Origin of the sequence: Curtobacterium sp. ZW137 (assembly GCF_003762905.1) — a bacterium.
In the GTDB taxonomy this organism is placed as follows: Bacteria; Actinomycetota; Actinomycetes; order Actinomycetales; family Microbacteriaceae; genus Curtobacterium.
This window is the reverse complement of record NZ_RJKS01000001.1, coordinates 240567-255895: the sequence shown is the minus strand read 5'-3', so window position 1 is coordinate 255895 and position 15329 is coordinate 240567. Positions and strand designations below refer to the sequence as shown.

General features: G+C 70.2%; 13 protein-coding genes. 3 read left to right on the top strand and 10 right to left on the bottom strand.

Going from position 1 to position 15329, the window contains the following annotated elements:
• Positions 1-89: 89 nt before the first annotated feature.
• The gene (locus tag EDF55_RS01135) at positions 90-737 is read right to left on the bottom strand and encodes a TetR/AcrR family transcriptional regulator (RefSeq protein ID WP_185017033.1); all 648 of its coding nucleotides are present in this window, start codon (positions 735-737) and stop codon (positions 90-92) included.
• 169 nt (positions 738-906) lie between these two features.
• Between EDF55_RS01135 and EDF55_RS01130 the strand changes: the two genes are divergently transcribed.
• Both EDF55_RS01130 and EDF55_RS01125 read left to right on the top strand, forming a co-directional pair.
• Entirely contained in the window at positions 907-1956 is a 1050-nt protein-coding gene (locus EDF55_RS01130) for an App1 family protein (RefSeq protein WP_123653113.1), read from the top strand.
• 81 nt (positions 1957-2037) lie between these two features.
• Positions 2038-3909: a glycoside hydrolase family 15 protein gene (locus tag EDF55_RS01125; protein ID WP_123653112.1), complete on the top strand. Its 1872-nt coding sequence runs from the start codon at positions 2038-2040 to the stop codon at positions 3907-3909.
• A 245-nt stretch (positions 3910-4154) separates the two neighbouring features.
• Here EDF55_RS01125 and EDF55_RS01120 read toward each other — a convergent pair whose 3' ends face one another.
• The 6 genes from EDF55_RS01120 to EDF55_RS01095 all read right to left on the bottom strand — a co-directional run bounded on the left by EDF55_RS01120 (position 4155) and on the right by EDF55_RS01095 (position 11057).
• Positions 4155-5528: a glucose-6-phosphate dehydrogenase gene (locus EDF55_RS01120; protein WP_123653111.1), complete on the bottom strand. Its 1374-nt coding sequence runs from the start codon at positions 5526-5528 to the stop codon at positions 4155-4157.
• Positions 5529-5721: 193 nt separating this feature from the next.
• Positions 5722-6141: a cytochrome c oxidase subunit 4 gene (locus EDF55_RS01115; RefSeq protein ID WP_123653110.1), complete on the bottom strand. Its 420-nt coding sequence runs from the start codon at positions 6139-6141 to the stop codon at positions 5722-5724.
• A gap of 4 nt (positions 6142-6145) precedes the next feature.
• Positions 6146-7882, bottom strand: coding sequence for a cytochrome c oxidase subunit I (gene ctaD, locus EDF55_RS01110; RefSeq protein ID WP_243698341.1), 1737 nt, complete (start codon positions 7880-7882; stop codon positions 6146-6148).
• An 11-nt stretch (positions 7883-7893) separates the two neighbouring features.
• Entirely contained in the window at positions 7894-8793 is a 900-nt protein-coding gene (gene coxB, locus EDF55_RS01105; RefSeq protein WP_123653109.1) for a cytochrome c oxidase subunit II, read from the bottom strand.
• Positions 8794-9092: 299 nt separating this feature from the next.
• Positions 9093-9479 (bottom strand): iron-sulfur cluster assembly accessory protein, encoded by a 387-nt coding sequence (locus EDF55_RS01100; RefSeq protein WP_123653108.1) that lies wholly within the window; start codon positions 9477-9479, stop codon positions 9093-9095.
• Positions 9480-9599: 120 nt separating this feature from the next.
• Entirely contained in the window at positions 9600-11057 is a 1458-nt protein-coding gene (locus EDF55_RS01095; RefSeq protein ID WP_123653107.1) for a dipeptidase, read from the bottom strand.
• Between the two features lie 71 nt (positions 11058-11128).
• Between EDF55_RS01095 and EDF55_RS01090 the strand changes: the two genes are divergently transcribed.
• Entirely contained in the window at positions 11129-11701 is a 573-nt protein-coding gene (locus tag EDF55_RS01090; protein WP_243698342.1) for a DUF3043 domain-containing protein, read from the top strand.
• A gap of 689 nt (positions 11702-12390) precedes the next feature.
• On the opposite strand, the gene EDF55_RS01085 is transcribed toward EDF55_RS01090, so the two are convergent.
• From EDF55_RS01085 to hisD, 3 genes are read right to left on the bottom strand one after another with little or no spacing between them, the layout of a single operon-like run.
• Positions 12391-13467 (bottom strand): quinone-dependent dihydroorotate dehydrogenase, encoded by a 1077-nt coding sequence (locus EDF55_RS01085; protein ID WP_123653106.1) that lies wholly within the window; start codon positions 13465-13467, stop codon positions 12391-12393.
• Positions 13464-14000: a transcriptional regulator NrdR gene (gene nrdR / locus EDF55_RS01080; RefSeq protein ID WP_123653105.1), complete on the bottom strand. Its 537-nt coding sequence runs from the start codon at positions 13998-14000 to the stop codon at positions 13464-13466. Before nrdR ends, EDF55_RS01085 begins: the two co-directional genes overlap by 4 nt.
• Positions 14001-14012: 12 nt before the next feature.
• Positions 14013-15320, bottom strand: coding sequence for a histidinol dehydrogenase (gene hisD / locus EDF55_RS01075; protein WP_123653104.1), 1308 nt, complete (start codon positions 15318-15320; stop codon positions 14013-14015).
• Between the last annotated feature and the right edge of the window lie 9 nt (positions 15321-15329).

Below are 15329 nucleotides of genomic sequence, written 5' to 3'. Positions count from 1 at the left end.
CCGCGTGACGATCCGTGACGACTTCCGGACAGCCGAGCGCCCGCACCTCCGGTTCGGAGAGCGGGCGCTCGTCGGATTGGTGTGGCGGGTCAGGCGGTGGCGACGACCGATTCCATGTACGTCTTGACCATGGCCCGGTACGCCTCGATCAGGGCGGCGTCCGGTGCGCTGCGGTCCTGGTGGGCCCGGGCGAGCACAGCGTGGCCGGACTCGGTGAGGACGACCCAGGCGCGCGTGACCGTGTCGTTCGCCGGCAGCCCGAAGCGCTCGCGCATGATCGTGCCGACGGCACCCCCGAGCGCCGCCATGCGGTCCTCGGCGTCACCCACGCCGGAGTCCGCTGCGTCGCCGAAGCGGATCGCGCGGAAGCCCGGCTCGGTGCGGTACATGTCGCTCGTCATGTCGATGAGCGCGTCGCAGGCGTCCTGCCACGTCGTCGCGCCGCTCGCGTCGAGCGCCTCGACGAAGCGGGAGGCGAGTCGCTGCGTGCAGCGGATCGCGAGCGCCTCGACCACGGCGATGCGGTCCGGGAAGTACCGGTACACCGTGCCGATGGACGCCCCCGCCCGCTCGGCGACCATGGCCGTGGTGAGCCGCTCGAACCCGATCTCGTCGATCACCGCGGCTGCGGCGTCCAGGAGTCCGGCGAGGCGCGCCGAACTGCGGGCTTGGACCGGCTCGTTCCTGAGCAGTGATGATCCCCCCGGCAGTGCGTTCGAAACCTCGGTGACGAGCACGTGTTCTCCTTCTCGCGGTGGCCGCGGGCTGTTGGTGTGACGGGACGGAGCGGCGGGGCCGACCGACGGGGCCAACTCTCGCAGAGGACGGCTGGAACATCGCTGCGATTCTCGGGGTGTCTTCTGCCGTCGTGGACATCTTGCGTCCAGTGCGTGGAATGATGGGGCGATGCCCGACCCGACGTCCCACGAACCGTCGCTGGCCGAGCCGATCCTGCACCGGGCCGCCCGCATCGAGGACGCCGTGCAGGAGTTCCGCGAACAGCGTGCCCGACGCCGCGGTCTCGTCCCCACCGTCATCCCGTACACGGGCTACGGCGCGCCGGGGTGGATCCGGGTGCTCTGCCGTGTGCTGCTGACCCGTCGCGGCCTGGCATCCGACGCCTCGTTCGAGGGTGTGCGCGGCTGGAAGACCTTCACGAGCGTCGCCGTCGACCACGCGGAGGTCACGATCACGGCCGGCGGGACCACCCACACCGTGCAGTCCGACCGCGGCGGGGTCGTCGACACCATCGTGCCGATCGACCTCGAACCGGGGTGGCAGACGATCCGCTTGTCCGCAGGCGGACAGCGCGACGTCGAAGCCGACGTCTTCATCGTCCACCCGGACACCCGGTTCGGGTTGCTCTCCGACATCGACGACACCGTGATGGTCACGTCGCTCCCCCGGCCGATGCTCGCGGCGTGGAACTCCTTCGTGCTCACCGAGCACGGACGCCGGCCGGTCCCCGGCATGTCGGTGCTCTACGAACGCGTCCTCGCGCAGCACCCGGGCGCGCCGACCGTATACCTGTCCACCGGCGCGTGGAACGTCGCGCCGACGCTGCAGCGCTTCCTGACCCGGAACATGTACCCGTCCGGCACCCTGCTCCTCACCGACTGGGGTCCCACCCACGACCGCTTCTTCCGGAGCGGGCAGATGCACAAGCACGAGAACCTGCGGCGCCTCGCCCGGGACTTCCCGGACGTGCAGTGGCTCCTGGTCGGCGACGACGGCCAGCACGACGAGACCCTGTACGGCGACTTCGCGCGCGAACACCCGGAGAACGTCGCCGGCGTCGCGATCCGCCAGCTGTCGACGAGTGAAGCGGTCCTCGCCGGTGGACGCTCCCGCGCGCAGGAGCGCTCGAAGGAGTCCACGGCGCCGTGGGTCTACGCGCCCGACGGCGCCGGACTCTGGACCGAACTCGGCCGGATCGGGCTCGCCGACATCGACTGAGCGGCACCAGGACTGTACGGAACATCAGCCCCGCCGTCACGACGCCGGTGGAACACCGGTGGGCGGTGGTTCGATCGGGTCATGGCACAGCGCATCGAAGACCACGCGATCATCGGGGACTGCTACACGGCTGCCCTGGTCGACCGGGCCGGCACCATCGACTGGGCGTGTCTCCCCCGGTTCGACGCACCGTCGACCTTCGCCGCGCTCCTCGGTGACGAGCACGCCGGGCACTGGTCGCTCCGCCCGTCCGACCAGCACGCCACGGCCGAACGGCGCTACGACCCGGACACTCTCGTCCTGACCACCGTCTGGACCACCGACTCCGGCATCGTCGAGGTCACCGAGTTCATGCCGATCGACGCGCACCGGGCGACCATCGTCCGCCGGGTGCGGGGACTCCGTGGATCGGTGGAGATGCGGCAGACGCTGCGGATCCGGTTCGACTACGCCCGAGCGCTCCCCTGGGTCCGGCAGATCGGGGACGACGACGACCCCGCGCTCCTCGCCACGGCCGGCCCCGCGTCGGTGATCGTCCGGGGCATCCGCTTCCACGCCGACGACCACCGGCACCTCGCCGTCGCCACCGTGCGGGACGGCGACGTGCTCGACACCGTGCTGACCTGGTACCCCTCGCACCGCGAACCGCCGGTGCCGATCGACGTCGACGCGGCCCTCGCCCACACCAAGGACTGGTGGCACGCGTGGACCGGCAAGACCCGGGTCGAGGGCCGGTACGCGGCGGAGACCCGGCAGTCGCTGCTGTTCCTCCGGGCGATGACCCACGCCGAGACCGGCGGGGTCGTGGCGGCCGCCACCACGAGCCTCCCCGAGGACCCGGGCGGCGAACGCAACTGGGACTACCGCTACGTCTGGCTCCGCGACGCCTCCCTCGCACTCGCGTCGCTCATCGCGCACGGGTACCAGGACGAGGCGAAGCACTGGCGTGGCTGGCTCCTCCGGGCGATCGCCGGTGACCCGGCCGACGTGCAGATCATGTACGGCATCGCCGGGGAGCGGGAGCTCCCCGAGTGGGAGCTCGACCACCTGGCCGGGTACGCCGGCTCGAAGCCGGTGCGTGTCGGGAACGGTGCGTACACGCAGTACCAGGGCGACGTCTTCGGCGAGGTGCTCGCCGCACTCCACGACGCCCGCGAGCTCGGGGTCGAGGAGAACGCCGACTCCTGGGCCCTGCAGCGCGCACTGCTCGGCTACGTCGAGGAGCACTGGCAGGAACCCGACAACGGCATCTGGGAGATGCGCGGCCCCCGTCGGCACTTCACCCACTCGCGCGCGATGATCTGGGCGGCGTTCGACCGCGGGGTCGCCGCGGTGGAGGAGTTCGGGCTCGAAGGACCGGTCGACCGCTGGCGGAGCCTCCGCGACGCCGTGCGCGCCGAGATCGACGAGCACGGGTACGACAGGGCCCGCGGTGCCTTCCGGCAGCACTACGACACCGACGAGGTCGACGCGAGCCTGCTCGTGCTCCCGCAGATCGGCTTCTGCAAGGCGGACGACCCGCGGATGCTCGGCACGGTCAAGACCATCGAGGACGACCTCCGAGTCGGACCAGACGGCCTCGTGCTCCGCTACCGGACGTCCGCCGGGTTCGACGGGCTCAGCGGGAGCGAGCACCCGTTCCTCGCGTGCTCGTTCTGGCTCGTCGAGCAGTACGCCGCGTCCGGCCGGATCGAGGACGCCGAGCGCCTGATGGACGTCCTCGTCGGCTACGCCAACGACGTCGGCATGCTCTCGGAAGAGGTCGACGTCGCGACCGGCCACCACATCGGCAACACGCCGCAGGCGCTGTCGCACCTGACGCTCGTCGCCGCCGCGGACGCGATCAACCGTGCACGGGGCAAGGCCTCCGGCCACCGCACGCGCATCCCCCAGCGCGACGGCGGCACCCGCTCCTGGACCGGCGAGGGCGAGCGCGCGGGCACTCCCGCCTGACCGCCCCCGCGCCTCGGCGCGCCGCCGCGCCCCGGCGCCGCGCCCGCCTCGCCCCACGGCAGGCGGTCGAAACCCGCGTGGGACGTCGAAACGCGCGTAGGCAGTCAGAACTTTCGACCACCCACGCGCGATTCGACATCCCACCGCGGCCGCGATGGGAAGAAACGCACGACCACGACGGACGGGAGGCCCGGTGCCAGCTGGCACCGGGCCTCCCGTCCGTCAGATCCGCAGGATCGCAGTCGTCAGGAAGACGACTCCCAGTCCGCCGGGCCGCGCGAGCCCGCGCGGTACTCCTCGAGCGGGACGTCGTTCGCCTTCCAGGCGGCGACGACCGGCTCGACGATCTCCCAGCAGCGCTCCGCGACGTCGCCGCGGATCGAGAGCAGCGGGTCGTCGTGGAAGATGCCGTTGAGGACCTCGCCGTACGGGGTCAGCTCGCCGTCGCTGAACGAGGAGGACAGGGTAACCTGGCCCATCTCGAACGGGTTGCCGCCGCCGTTCGCCGACACGGTCAGCTCGATCTCGTCCGGGTTCAGGACGATGCGGAGCGTGTCCGTCTTCGGGCGACCGCTGAGGCCGGAGGGCAGACGCGGCACCGGCTTGAACGTGATCAGGACTTCCTTGCGGCTGGCACCGAGTGCCTTGCCGGAACGGAGCGTGAAGGGGACGCCCTTCCAGCGGGCCGTGTCCACCTCGACCGAGATCTCCGCGAGGGTCTCGGTCTTGCGGGAGGGCTCGACGCCGTCCTCGTCCTGGTACGACGGCAGGTCCTTGCCGTCGATCGTGCCGGCCGTGTAGACGGCGCGGCGCGAGGCGATCTTCGGGTCGTCACCCTTGAGCTGCGTGGAGCGGAGCGCACGCGCGAGCGACGAACGGAACTCGACGGCGTCGATCGCAGCCGGGGCGTCCATCGTGACGAGCCCGAGGATCTGCAGCAGGTGCGACTGGATCATGTCGACCATCGCGCCGGCCTCGTCGTAGTACTGGGCGCGGTTCTCGAGACCGAGGGTCTCGTCGTAGAAGATGTCGACCTTCTCGATGTTGTCCGCGTTCCAGATCGGCTCGAACAGACGGTTCGCGAAGCGCAGACCGATGATGTTCAGGACCGTGGTGCGTCCGAGGAAGTGGTCGGTGCGGTGCACGCGCTCTTCCGGGACGAGCTTCAGGACGGTCTCGTTGAGGGCCTTCGCGCTGGCGACGTCGGTGCCGAACGGCTTCTCGAACGCGAGCGTGGTGCCCTCGGGGAGCTCGACCTGCTCGAGCGCCTCGCAGATGTCCGAGGCGATCTGCGGCGGGAGCGCGAAGTACAGGATCGGCTCGTTCTCGGCGGCCGCGAGGAGCGCCTCGAGGTGCTTCGGGTCGGTCGGGTCACCCTGGATGAACTCGGTCGACTCGATGGTCGCGTCCACCTCCGGGCCCTTGACGTCCTGCGTGGCGAAGGACTTCGTGACGATGTCCTTCCACTGCTCGGGGGAACGCTCGCTGCGGCCCGTGCCGATCAGCTGCACGGGGACGGCACGGCCGCTCTGCAGGAACGTGCCGAGGCCCGGCAGGAGCAGACGGGAGGCGAGGTCGCCCGTCGCGCCGAAGATGATGAGGGTGCGCTTGTCGGTCACCGGAGGTGACTCCTTTCGCGTGGTGGTGGGGTCCGCATGGCTCAAGCCGTACACGGGCCGGATGATTCCCCTGGCAGGAACGCTCTCGCGCGCCGTGTCCGGGAAGGTCGTCTGGACGCAGTTCGGGCGGCACCGGTGGAGGTGCCGCCCGAAGCGTCAAGTGCGGGTCATGACGATGTCAGTGCTGCTGACATCAGTGACCGAAGTTGCCGCGGTAGTACTCGAAGACCCAGCCCACCAGCGTGACCGTGATCAGCACGAGGCCGATCGGGACGATCCAGAGGCCGGCCGCGACACCGAGGAAGGTGATCGCGACGGCGCCGGCGAGGAGGATCGGCCACCACGACCACGGGCTGAAGTGCCCGAGCTCGGCGTCGCCGTCCTCGATGTTGGCGTCCTGGCGGTCTTCCGGCAGGTCGCCGCCCTGTGCGGACAGCACCCGCCCGAGGTAGAACGCGATGAACGCGGACATGATGCCGACCAGGCCGATGCCGACCGTGCCGACCGGCTCCCAGCCACCGTTGTGGGCGAGGGCGAACCAGACCGTGTAGGCGGCGTCCGCGAGGATGAAGAACCCGAAGAGGATCCAGAACAGGTTGACGTTGGCGCGCATCGCCTTACTTCACCTCGCCCTTCGCGGCGTCGTAGGTCGGGGCATCGGGCGCGTCCTTCGCGGGACCCACACCGATCGGCACACCCGCTTCGGGGTGGTTCAGGTCGAATGCCGGGGACTCCGAGCGGATGCGCGGGATCGACGTGAAGTTGTGCCGCGGCGGCGGGCAGGAGGTCGCCCACTCGAGCGAGCGGCCGTAGCCCCACGGGTCGTTCACGGCGACCTTCGGTGCGTTCCGCGCGGTGACGTAGACGTTGAAGATGAACGGCAGGAACGAGATGCCGAGGATCATCGCGCCGATGGTCGACAGCTGGTTCATCCAGGTGAAGCCGTCGTTCGGCAGGTACGTCGCGTAACGACGCGGCATGCCGATGACGCCCAGCCAGTGCTGGATGAGGAACGTCGTGTGGAAGCCGATGAACAGGAGCCAGAAGTGGATCTTGCCGAGGCGCTCGTTGAGCATCCGACCCGTCCACTTCGGCCACCAGAAGTAGAAGCCGGAGAACATCGCGAAGACGACGGTGCCGAAGACCACGTAGTGGAAGTGCGCGACGACGAAGTACGAGTCCGAGACGTGGAAGTCGAGCGGCGGGGACGCCAGGATGACACCCGTCAGACCACCGAACGTGAAGGTGATCAGGAAGCCGATCGCCCAGAGGATCGGGGTCTCGAACGTCACCGAGCCGCGCCACATCGTGCCGACCCAGTTGAAGATCTTCACGCCGGTCGGGACCGCGATGAGCATCGTCATGAGCGAGAACCACGGCAGCAGCACCGAACCGGTGACGTACATGTGGTGCGCCCACACCGTGACCGAGAGGGCCGCGATGGCGATGGTCGCGTAGACGAGGGTCTTGTACCCGAAGATCGGCTTGCGGCTGAAGACCGGGAAGACCTCGGAGACGATGCCGAAGAACGGCAGCGCGATGATGTAGACCTCGGGGTGGCCGAAGAACCAGAAGAGGTGCTGCCAGAGCAGCGCTCCGCCGTTGGCTGGGTTGAAGATCTGGGCGTCGAACACGCGGTCGAGACCGAGGCCGAAGAGCGCGGCGGCGAGGACCGGGAAGGCCATCAGCACGAGCAGCGAGGTCACGAGGGTGTTCCACGTGAAGATCGACATGCGGAACATCGTCATGCCCGGGGCTCGCATCGTGATGATCGTCGTGATGAAGTTCACCGCACCGAGGATCGTCGAGAAGCCCGTCAGCCCGAGGCCGAACACCCAGAGGGTGCCACCGAGCCCTGGTGTGAACGTCGTGTCACTGAGTGGCGCGTAGGCGAACCAGCCGAAGGACGCGGCGCCCTGCGGGGTGAGGAAGCCACCGACGGCGATGAGGCCACCGAAGAAGTACAGCCAGAAGGCGAACCCGTTCAGTCGCGGGAACGCGACGTCCGGGGCACCGATCTGCAGCGGCATGATCGCGTTCGCGAAGCCCGAGAACAGCGGCGTCGCGAAGAGCAGCAGCATGATCGTGCCGTGCATCGTGAACAGCTGGTTGTACTGCTCCTTCGTCGCCACCAGCTGCAGGCCGGGCTCGAAGAGCTGTGCGCGGATGACCAGGGCCATCACGCCGGCGAGCAGGAAGTACAGGAACGACGTGATCAGGTACATGTACCCGATCGTCTTGTGGTCCGTGGAGGTGATCCACCGGACGATGATGTTGCCCTTCCGACCGACCTTCGACGCCTGGAAGTCCGGCGTCGAGGTGGCAGTCGGTTGGCCGACGAATGACGTTGTCATCTGGCGAGCCCCTACTTGTCGTCTGACGCCGTGACGGGCGCCTTGTTGTCAGGCTGGTTCGTGTTGGTGTTGTACTCGTCGCCGAGCAGGCCCACCTTGCCCTGGTCCTTGAGCGTGTCGAGGTACGCCTGGTACTTCGCGGGCGACACGACCTTCACCTGGAAGAGCATCAGCGAGTGGTACTCGCCGCAGAGCTCGGCGCACTTGCCCTGGTAGGTGCCGACCTTCTCCGGGATGAAGTACTCGTAGTTCGTCTTCCCCGGGAGCATGTCCTTCTTGTAGAGGAAGTCGATGATCCAGAAGGAGTGGTCCACGTCGCGGGAGTCGAGCTCGATCTTGACCTTCTTGCCGACCGGCAGGTAGAGGGTCGGGAGCTGCGACTCGTCGATCGCGCCGTTCGCGTTCTCTTCTTCCTGGGCCTGGATGCCCTGGTAGTAGACGCTCTTCGACGGGTCGTTCTGGTCGATGTAGTTGAAGTCCCACGCCCAGCGCTTGCCGTAGACGTGCACCGTGGTGTCCGGCTGCGCGAAGGGCTTCTCGATGGCGGCCTGGTCCTTCGCGGTGAAGGCGAAGAAGCCGAGCACGAGGATCAGCGGCACGATCGTGTAGAAGATCTCGAGCGGCATGTTGTAGCGCATCTGCACCGGGAGGCCGGTCTGGCCCTTCCGACGGCGGTAGACGATCGCTGCCCAGATGATCAGGCCCCACACGATGAGACCGACGGCGAGGAGCACGACCCAGCTGGTGGTCCACAGGCCGACGATGCGGCTCGTGTGGTTCGTGACGTCCTTCGTCTCATCGGTGCCGGGGAGCCATCCGTTGAGCTGCTGCTGCGAGCAGCCCGCCAGTGCGATGACCAGACCGACGGCCACCGGGACGGCCGCCCAACGTATACGGCGATTCGAACGCACTGTTACCTCTCGGAAAGACTGAAGCCGCGGGCTCAGCCCGTCGAGACCGACGTCGGGTCACAGAGGTGACCCATGGCTGGCTCCCAGCTTGGTTGGGACACTCCTAGCTTACTCGCAGCTGGTGACGCCTCGTGCACACCCGACACACCCTCGGGCCGGATCGGCGCGGGTCGGACAGGGATTTTCCCTGGTCAACCGCAGGTGTCGTCGAGTGTGAGAAGTCCGGCATGCAGAAACGCGGGTGGGGAGCGACCGTGTCGGTCGTTCCCCACCCGCGTTCACGCGTCGGTGGCTGCGGATCAGTGGAAGCTGTCTCCGCAGGCGCAGCTGCCCTGGGCGTTCGGGTTGTCGATCGTGAAGCCCTGCTTCTGGATCGTGTCCTCGAAGTCGATCGTGGCTCCGTCGAGGTACGGGACGCTCATCTTGTCGACGACGACCTCGACCCCGTCGAACTCCGCCGTGGTGTCCCCGTCGAGCAGGCGCTCGTCGAAGTACAGCTGGTAGATCAGGCCCGAGCAACCACCCGGCTGCACGGCGAGGCGCAGGCGGAGGTCGTCGCGCCCTTCCTGCTCGAGGAGGCTCGCGACCTTGCCCGCGGCGGCGTCACTGAGCAGGACGCCGTGCGACGGCGTCGCCGTGGCAGCCACGTCCGTGACGACGGCTTCGTTCGTGATGGTGTCGCTCATGCGCGCCTCCCTCTCGCAGCGGTGCGGTTCACCGCGCCTGGTCCGATTGTAAGCACGCCCACCGACCGACGTGAGCCGTTGTGGAGAACGTGCACCGGGCCTCCAGGCTGGGTCGTGTCGTCAGCGCGTCGCCAGGCGAGCCAGCAGGATCGCCTCGGAGGCGATCGCACGGTGCAGGACACCGAGGTGCTGGGACTCGTTCGGGCTGTGCGCACGGGTGTCCGGGTCCTCGACGCCGGTCACCAGGATCTGCGCCTCCGGGAACTCCGCGGCCAGGTCGGACACGAACGGGATCGAGCCGCCGATGCCCTGCTCGACGGGCGCGGCGCCCCAGCCCTCGGCCATCGCGGTCCGCGCTTCCTGCACCGCCCAGCCGCTGGTGTCCACCAGGAAGCCGTCGCCGGCGTCCGGCTCGCTGATCTCCACGCGGGCACCGAACGGCGTGTGCGCGTGGATGTGCCGCTCGACCGCGGCGTACGCGTCCGTGGCCGCCTGGCCAGGCGCGACGCGCACCGAGACGCGCGCGGACACGGTCGGCAGCAGCGTGTTCGAGGCGTTCGCGACGCTCGGGACGTCCATGCCCGTGACCGTGATCGACGGCTGGAACCACATCCGGGACAGCACGTCGCCCGTGCCGACCGGCTTCGCGCCGGGCACCAGCGCGGCGTCGGCGGCGAGCTCGTCCTCGGAGCGGGCCGGGACCGGCGCGTCGTACGCGGTGAGGCCCTCGACCGCGACCGAACCCGCGTCGTCGTGCAGCGAGGCGAGCAGCCGGACCATCGGGAGCATCGCGTCGGGGGCCGCTCCCCCGAACATGCCGCTGTGGCTGGCGTGCTCGAGCGTCGTGAGGGTCAGCTTGAACGTGACGTTGCCGCGGAGGGAGACGGTGATCGCCGGGACCTCGGTCGACCAGTTGTCGCTGTCGGCCACCACGATGACGTCGGCGGCGAGGTGCTCCTTCTGCTCGCGGAGGAAGGTGCGGAACGAGCGGGAGCCGAACTCCTCCTCCCCCTCCACGAACAGCACGATGCCGAGGTCGAGGTCGTCGCCGAACTGCGCGTGCAGGGCACGGAGCGAGGCGATGTGGGTCATCACGCCGGCCTTGTCGTCCGAGGCGCCGCGGCCGTACAGACGGTCCCCGCGGAGCGTCGGCTCGAACGGCGGGGTCTCCCAGAGCGCGTCGTCGCCCTGCGGCTGGACGTCGTGGTGGGCGTAGAGCATCACGGTCGGCTTGCCGTTCCGGGCCGGGCGGACCGCGAGGATCGCCGGCTGGCCGAGCTCGACGCCGTCGTGCTCGGTGCCTTGCGCGTCCGAAGCGCCCGCGGGCGTGTCGCCGCTCACCGCGCTGCGGACGATCCGGACCTCCTCGAACACGCCGGTGTCCCGCGCGAGCTCCGCCACCGCCTCGGCACTCCGGCGCACGTTCGCCGCGTCGAAGGCCGACCACGACACCGACGGGATCCGCACCAGGCCTGCGAGATCGGCGATCGTCCGGGGCAGGTCACCCTGCACCTGTTCGCGGAGGGCGTCGAGGAGCCGGGGGTCGGTCGCGGGTGCGGACTGTGCGGTGTCGGTCATGCCCGGTAATCTAGAGGACACCGGCACCGGGGCGCTCCTCGGTGCACCGCTCACCGACAGCAGGAATCACCGTGGCGAAGGCAGCACCGAAGACCAACACGACAGTCAACCCCTCGGAAGAGGAACTGCTCGAACAGGGCAAGGGTCGTCCGACGCCGTCGCGCCGTGAGCGCGAAGCCGCCAACCGCCGCCCGCTCGTCGGCAACACCCCCGTCGACAAGAAGGCCGCCCGCGCGCGTCTCACCAACGAGCGCGAGAAGGCCCGGGTCGGCATGGCCAACGGCGAGGAGCGCTACCTCCCCGCGAAGGACAAGGGCGAGCAGCGCAAGTTCGTGCGCGACTACATCGACGCCCGCTGGAACGTGGGCGAAGTGATGATGCCCATCCTGGTGATCTTCCTGATCGTCGGGTTCGTGGCGTCGCAGACCGCGGCGGCCTCGTACGCGCTGCTCCTCGTGTGGGCGTTCGTCGCACTGTTCATCATCGACTGCCTGGTGCTCTGGTTCGTGCTGCGCCGCAAGCTCACCGCGAAGTTCGGCGAGTTCCAGAAGGGCTCGTTCCTCTACATCCTGACGCGGGCGTGGCAGCTGCGGTTCCTCCGCCTCCCCAAGCCCCAGGTCAAGCGCGGCCAGTACCCCGCCTGACCCCTCCTGCTCCGCGCGAAGCGCCGTCGGCCCCCAGGCCGGCGGCGCTTCGTCGTCCGTGCTTCGTGCGCGCTTCGTCGTGCGCGCTTCGCCCGCGCTTCGTCGTCCGTGCTTCGCCCGCGCTTCGTCGTGCGCGCTTCGTGCGCGCTTCGTGGTCCCCGGCGGTTCCTCGCGCGGTCATGACACCCCGTGTGCGGGACGCCGACCGGTCACGAACCGTCACCCGGCGAGCGATCACGCGACGATCTGCGACCGCCCGGAGGACGTGAGCGGGGTGTCGCGACCGCTCGCGGTCGCCATCCGGAGTGGCCCGGTGCGCAGCGGCGTCACCCCGGTGGCGTGCGGGCCACCCGCCGGACGGGAGGCTCGGTGCCGGGCCGCAACGAGCCTCCCGGCCGCCAGGTGGTGACGACCGCCGATGCCGCGAGATCGCACTTCGTGTCGCCTTGCTCACGTCGAGGCGACCGCAAGTGCGATCTCACGCCCGCGCGGTGGCGCGGCGCCGGACGGGAGGCTCGGTGCCGGGCCACGACGAGCCTCCCGGCCCGTGGGTGGTGACGACCGACGAGGCCGCGAGATCGCACTTCGTGTCGCCTTGCTCACGTCGAGGCGACACGAAGTGCGATCTCACGCCCGCGCGTGCGCGCCCCGCCCGCGCGGTGGCGCGGCCCCGCGCGGCAGCCCGCGCGTCAGCGCGCGGCGCGCCGCAAGCGGCGCCGGCGCAGCCGGTTGATCCGCGTGGCCCAGGTGGGCCCCTCGTAGAGGAACGCCGTGTAGCCCTGCACCAGGGTCGCGCCGGCGTCGATCCGGGCCTGGACGTCGGCCTCCGAGGTGACGCCTCCGACCGCGATCACGCAGAAGTCCGACGGCACCGCAGCCCGCACGCGCCGGAGCACGTCGAGTGAGCGCCCGGCCAGCGGTGCTCCGGAGAGTCCCCCGGCTCCCATCGCCGCGACGGCGTCAGCAGGGGTCCGGAGCCCGGACCGGTCGATCGTGGTGTTGTTGGCGATGACCCCGGCGAGCCCGAGGTCCACCGCCAGCCCGGCGATCGCGTCGATCTGTTCGTCGGTGAGGTCCGGCGCGATCTTCACGAGCACGGGCACGCGTCCGGCGGCGGCCTTCACGGCGGAGAGCAGCGGCCGGAGCTGGTCGAGTTCCTGCAGGCCGCGGAGCCCCGGGGTGTTCGGTGAGCTGACGTTCACCGCGAGGTAGTCCGCGAAGGGGGCGAGGAGCCGGGTCGACTCGAGGTAGTCCTCGACGGCGTCGGCGACGTCGACCACGCGGCTCTTGCCGATGTTCACGCCGATGACCGGGCGGCCGGGGTTCCGGCGTGCACGTTCCAGGCGGCGGGCGGCGGCTGCGGCGCCGCGGTTGTTGAAGCCCATCCGGTTGATCAGGGCGCGGTCCTCGATGAGCCGGAAGAGCCGGGGCTTCTCGTTGCCCGGCTGCGGCTTCGCGGTGATCGTGCCGACCTCGACGTGGCCGAAGCCGAGGAGCCCGAGGCCGGCGATGCCGCGGGCGTCCTTGTCGAACCCGGCGGCGAGGCCGAAGCGGGAGGGGAAGTGGATGCCCATCGTGGTGACGCCGTCGGCGGCCGCGGGGCGGGAGTAGCGCTCGACGACACCGGAGAGGAAGGGCACGTGCGGCAGCCAGCGGATCACGGCGAAGGCGACGTGGTGGGCGCGCTCGGGGTCCATGTTCGCGAAGACGGACCGGAAGACGACGGCGTACCCGCCGCGGACGAGCCGCTCGGCGACGCCGCTCACGCGGACGCCCCGGAAGCGGACGGGGCCCCGGATGCGGCCGAAGAACCAGACCCGGACGCGGCCGAAGCGCCAGAACCAGCAGCCCCGTGGTGGTCGATCCGCAGCTGCCCGATCGCGGACTCGAAGTCCTCGAGTGAGTCGAACGCCTGGTACACGCTGGCGTACCGCAGGTAGGCGACCTCGTCGAGCTCCCGCAGCGGGTCGAGGATCGCGAGCCCGATGTCGTTCGCCTCGATCTGGCTGGCGCCGGAGGACCGCACGATCTCCTCCACCCGCTGCGCGAGCACCGCGAGGTCGGAGTCGGTGACGGGTCGCCCCTGGCACGCTTTCCGCACGCCGGAGATGATCTTCTCCCGCGAGAACGGCTCGAGCACCCCGTTGCGCTTGACGACGTTGAGCGATGCCGTCTCGGTCGTGGAGAAACGCCGGCCGCAGTTCGGGCACTGGCGGCGTCGACGGATGGAGGTGCCGTCGTCGCTGGTGCGGGAGTCGACGACGCGGGAGTCCGGGTGGCGGCAGAAGGGGCAGAACATGTCGGCCCCAGGCTATCGGTTCACACGCTCCGTCACGGCGGCACCGTGTGCGGGGAGCTGTTCCTCGGTCGAGAGCGCCACGATGTGCGGCGCGACCTGGGCGAGGGCGTCCGCCGTGTAGCGGATCACCTGCTGCGGCCGGAGGAACGTGGACGCGGAGAGCCCGGACCCGAAGCGCGCCTGGCCGCCGGTCGGCAGCACGTGGTTGGAGCCGGCGAGGTAGTCCCCGAGGCTCACGGGCGTGCTCGGTCCGACGAACACCGCACCCGCGGCGTCGATGTCGGCGAGCACCGCGTCGTCGTCGGCGGTCTGGATCTCGAGGTGCTCCGGTCCGTACGCGTTGCTCACTGTGGCCGCGTCGGCGAGCGAGTCGACGAGGACGACGGCGGACTGCGGTCCGTCCAGGGCGGCCTGGAGGCGCACGGCGGTCCCGAGCACGGCCGTCTGCCCCGGGACGGCGGCTTCCACCGCATCGGCGAACGCCGCCGACGTCGTCACCAGCACGCTGCCGGCCTGCTCGTCGTGTTCGGCCTGGCTGATCAGGTCGGCGGCCACGAACGCGGGGTCGGCGGTGTCGTCGGCGATCACGAGGATCTCGGTCGCGCCGGCTTCGGCGTCGATGCCGACGACGCCGCGCACCAGGCGCTTCGCGGCGGCGACGTAGTTGTTGCCGGGGCCGGTGACCAGGTCGACGGGTTCGAGGCCGATCGACGGGACGCCGTACGCCAGCGCACCGATCGCGCCGGCACCGCCCATCGCGTAGACCTCGTCGATGCCGAGGAGGCCGGCGGCGGCGAGGATCGTCGGGTGCACCGCTCCCCCGTGGTCCCGCTGCGGCGGGGAGACGAGCGCGATCGACCCGACGCCGGCGACCTGCGCGGGGACGACGTTCATGACGACGCTCGACGGGTACACGGCCTTGCCGCCGGGGACGTAGAGCCCGACGCGGCGCATCGGCTGCCAGCGCTGGTGCACCTCGGCGCCGTCGGCCAGGGTCGTGACGGATGCGGGCGGCACCTGCGCGGCGCTCGCTGCCCGGACGCGGCGGATCGCCTCGTCGAGTGCTTCGCGGAGTTCCGGCGTCAGGCCGGCGACCGCGGCGGCGATCTCGGCGGCCGGCACCCGCACGTTCGCGGGGGCTCCCCCGTCGAACCGCTCGGCCTGCTCCTGCAGCGCTGCCGCCCCGTGCGCGCGGACGTCCTCGACGAGCATCCGTGCGGCGTCGACCGCGTGCGAGACGTCCCCGGCGGCGCGCGGCATGAGTCGGAGGAGTTCGGCGCGGGCGGGCAGTCCGCCGCGGAGGTCGATTCGCTGCATCATGAGGCCCCC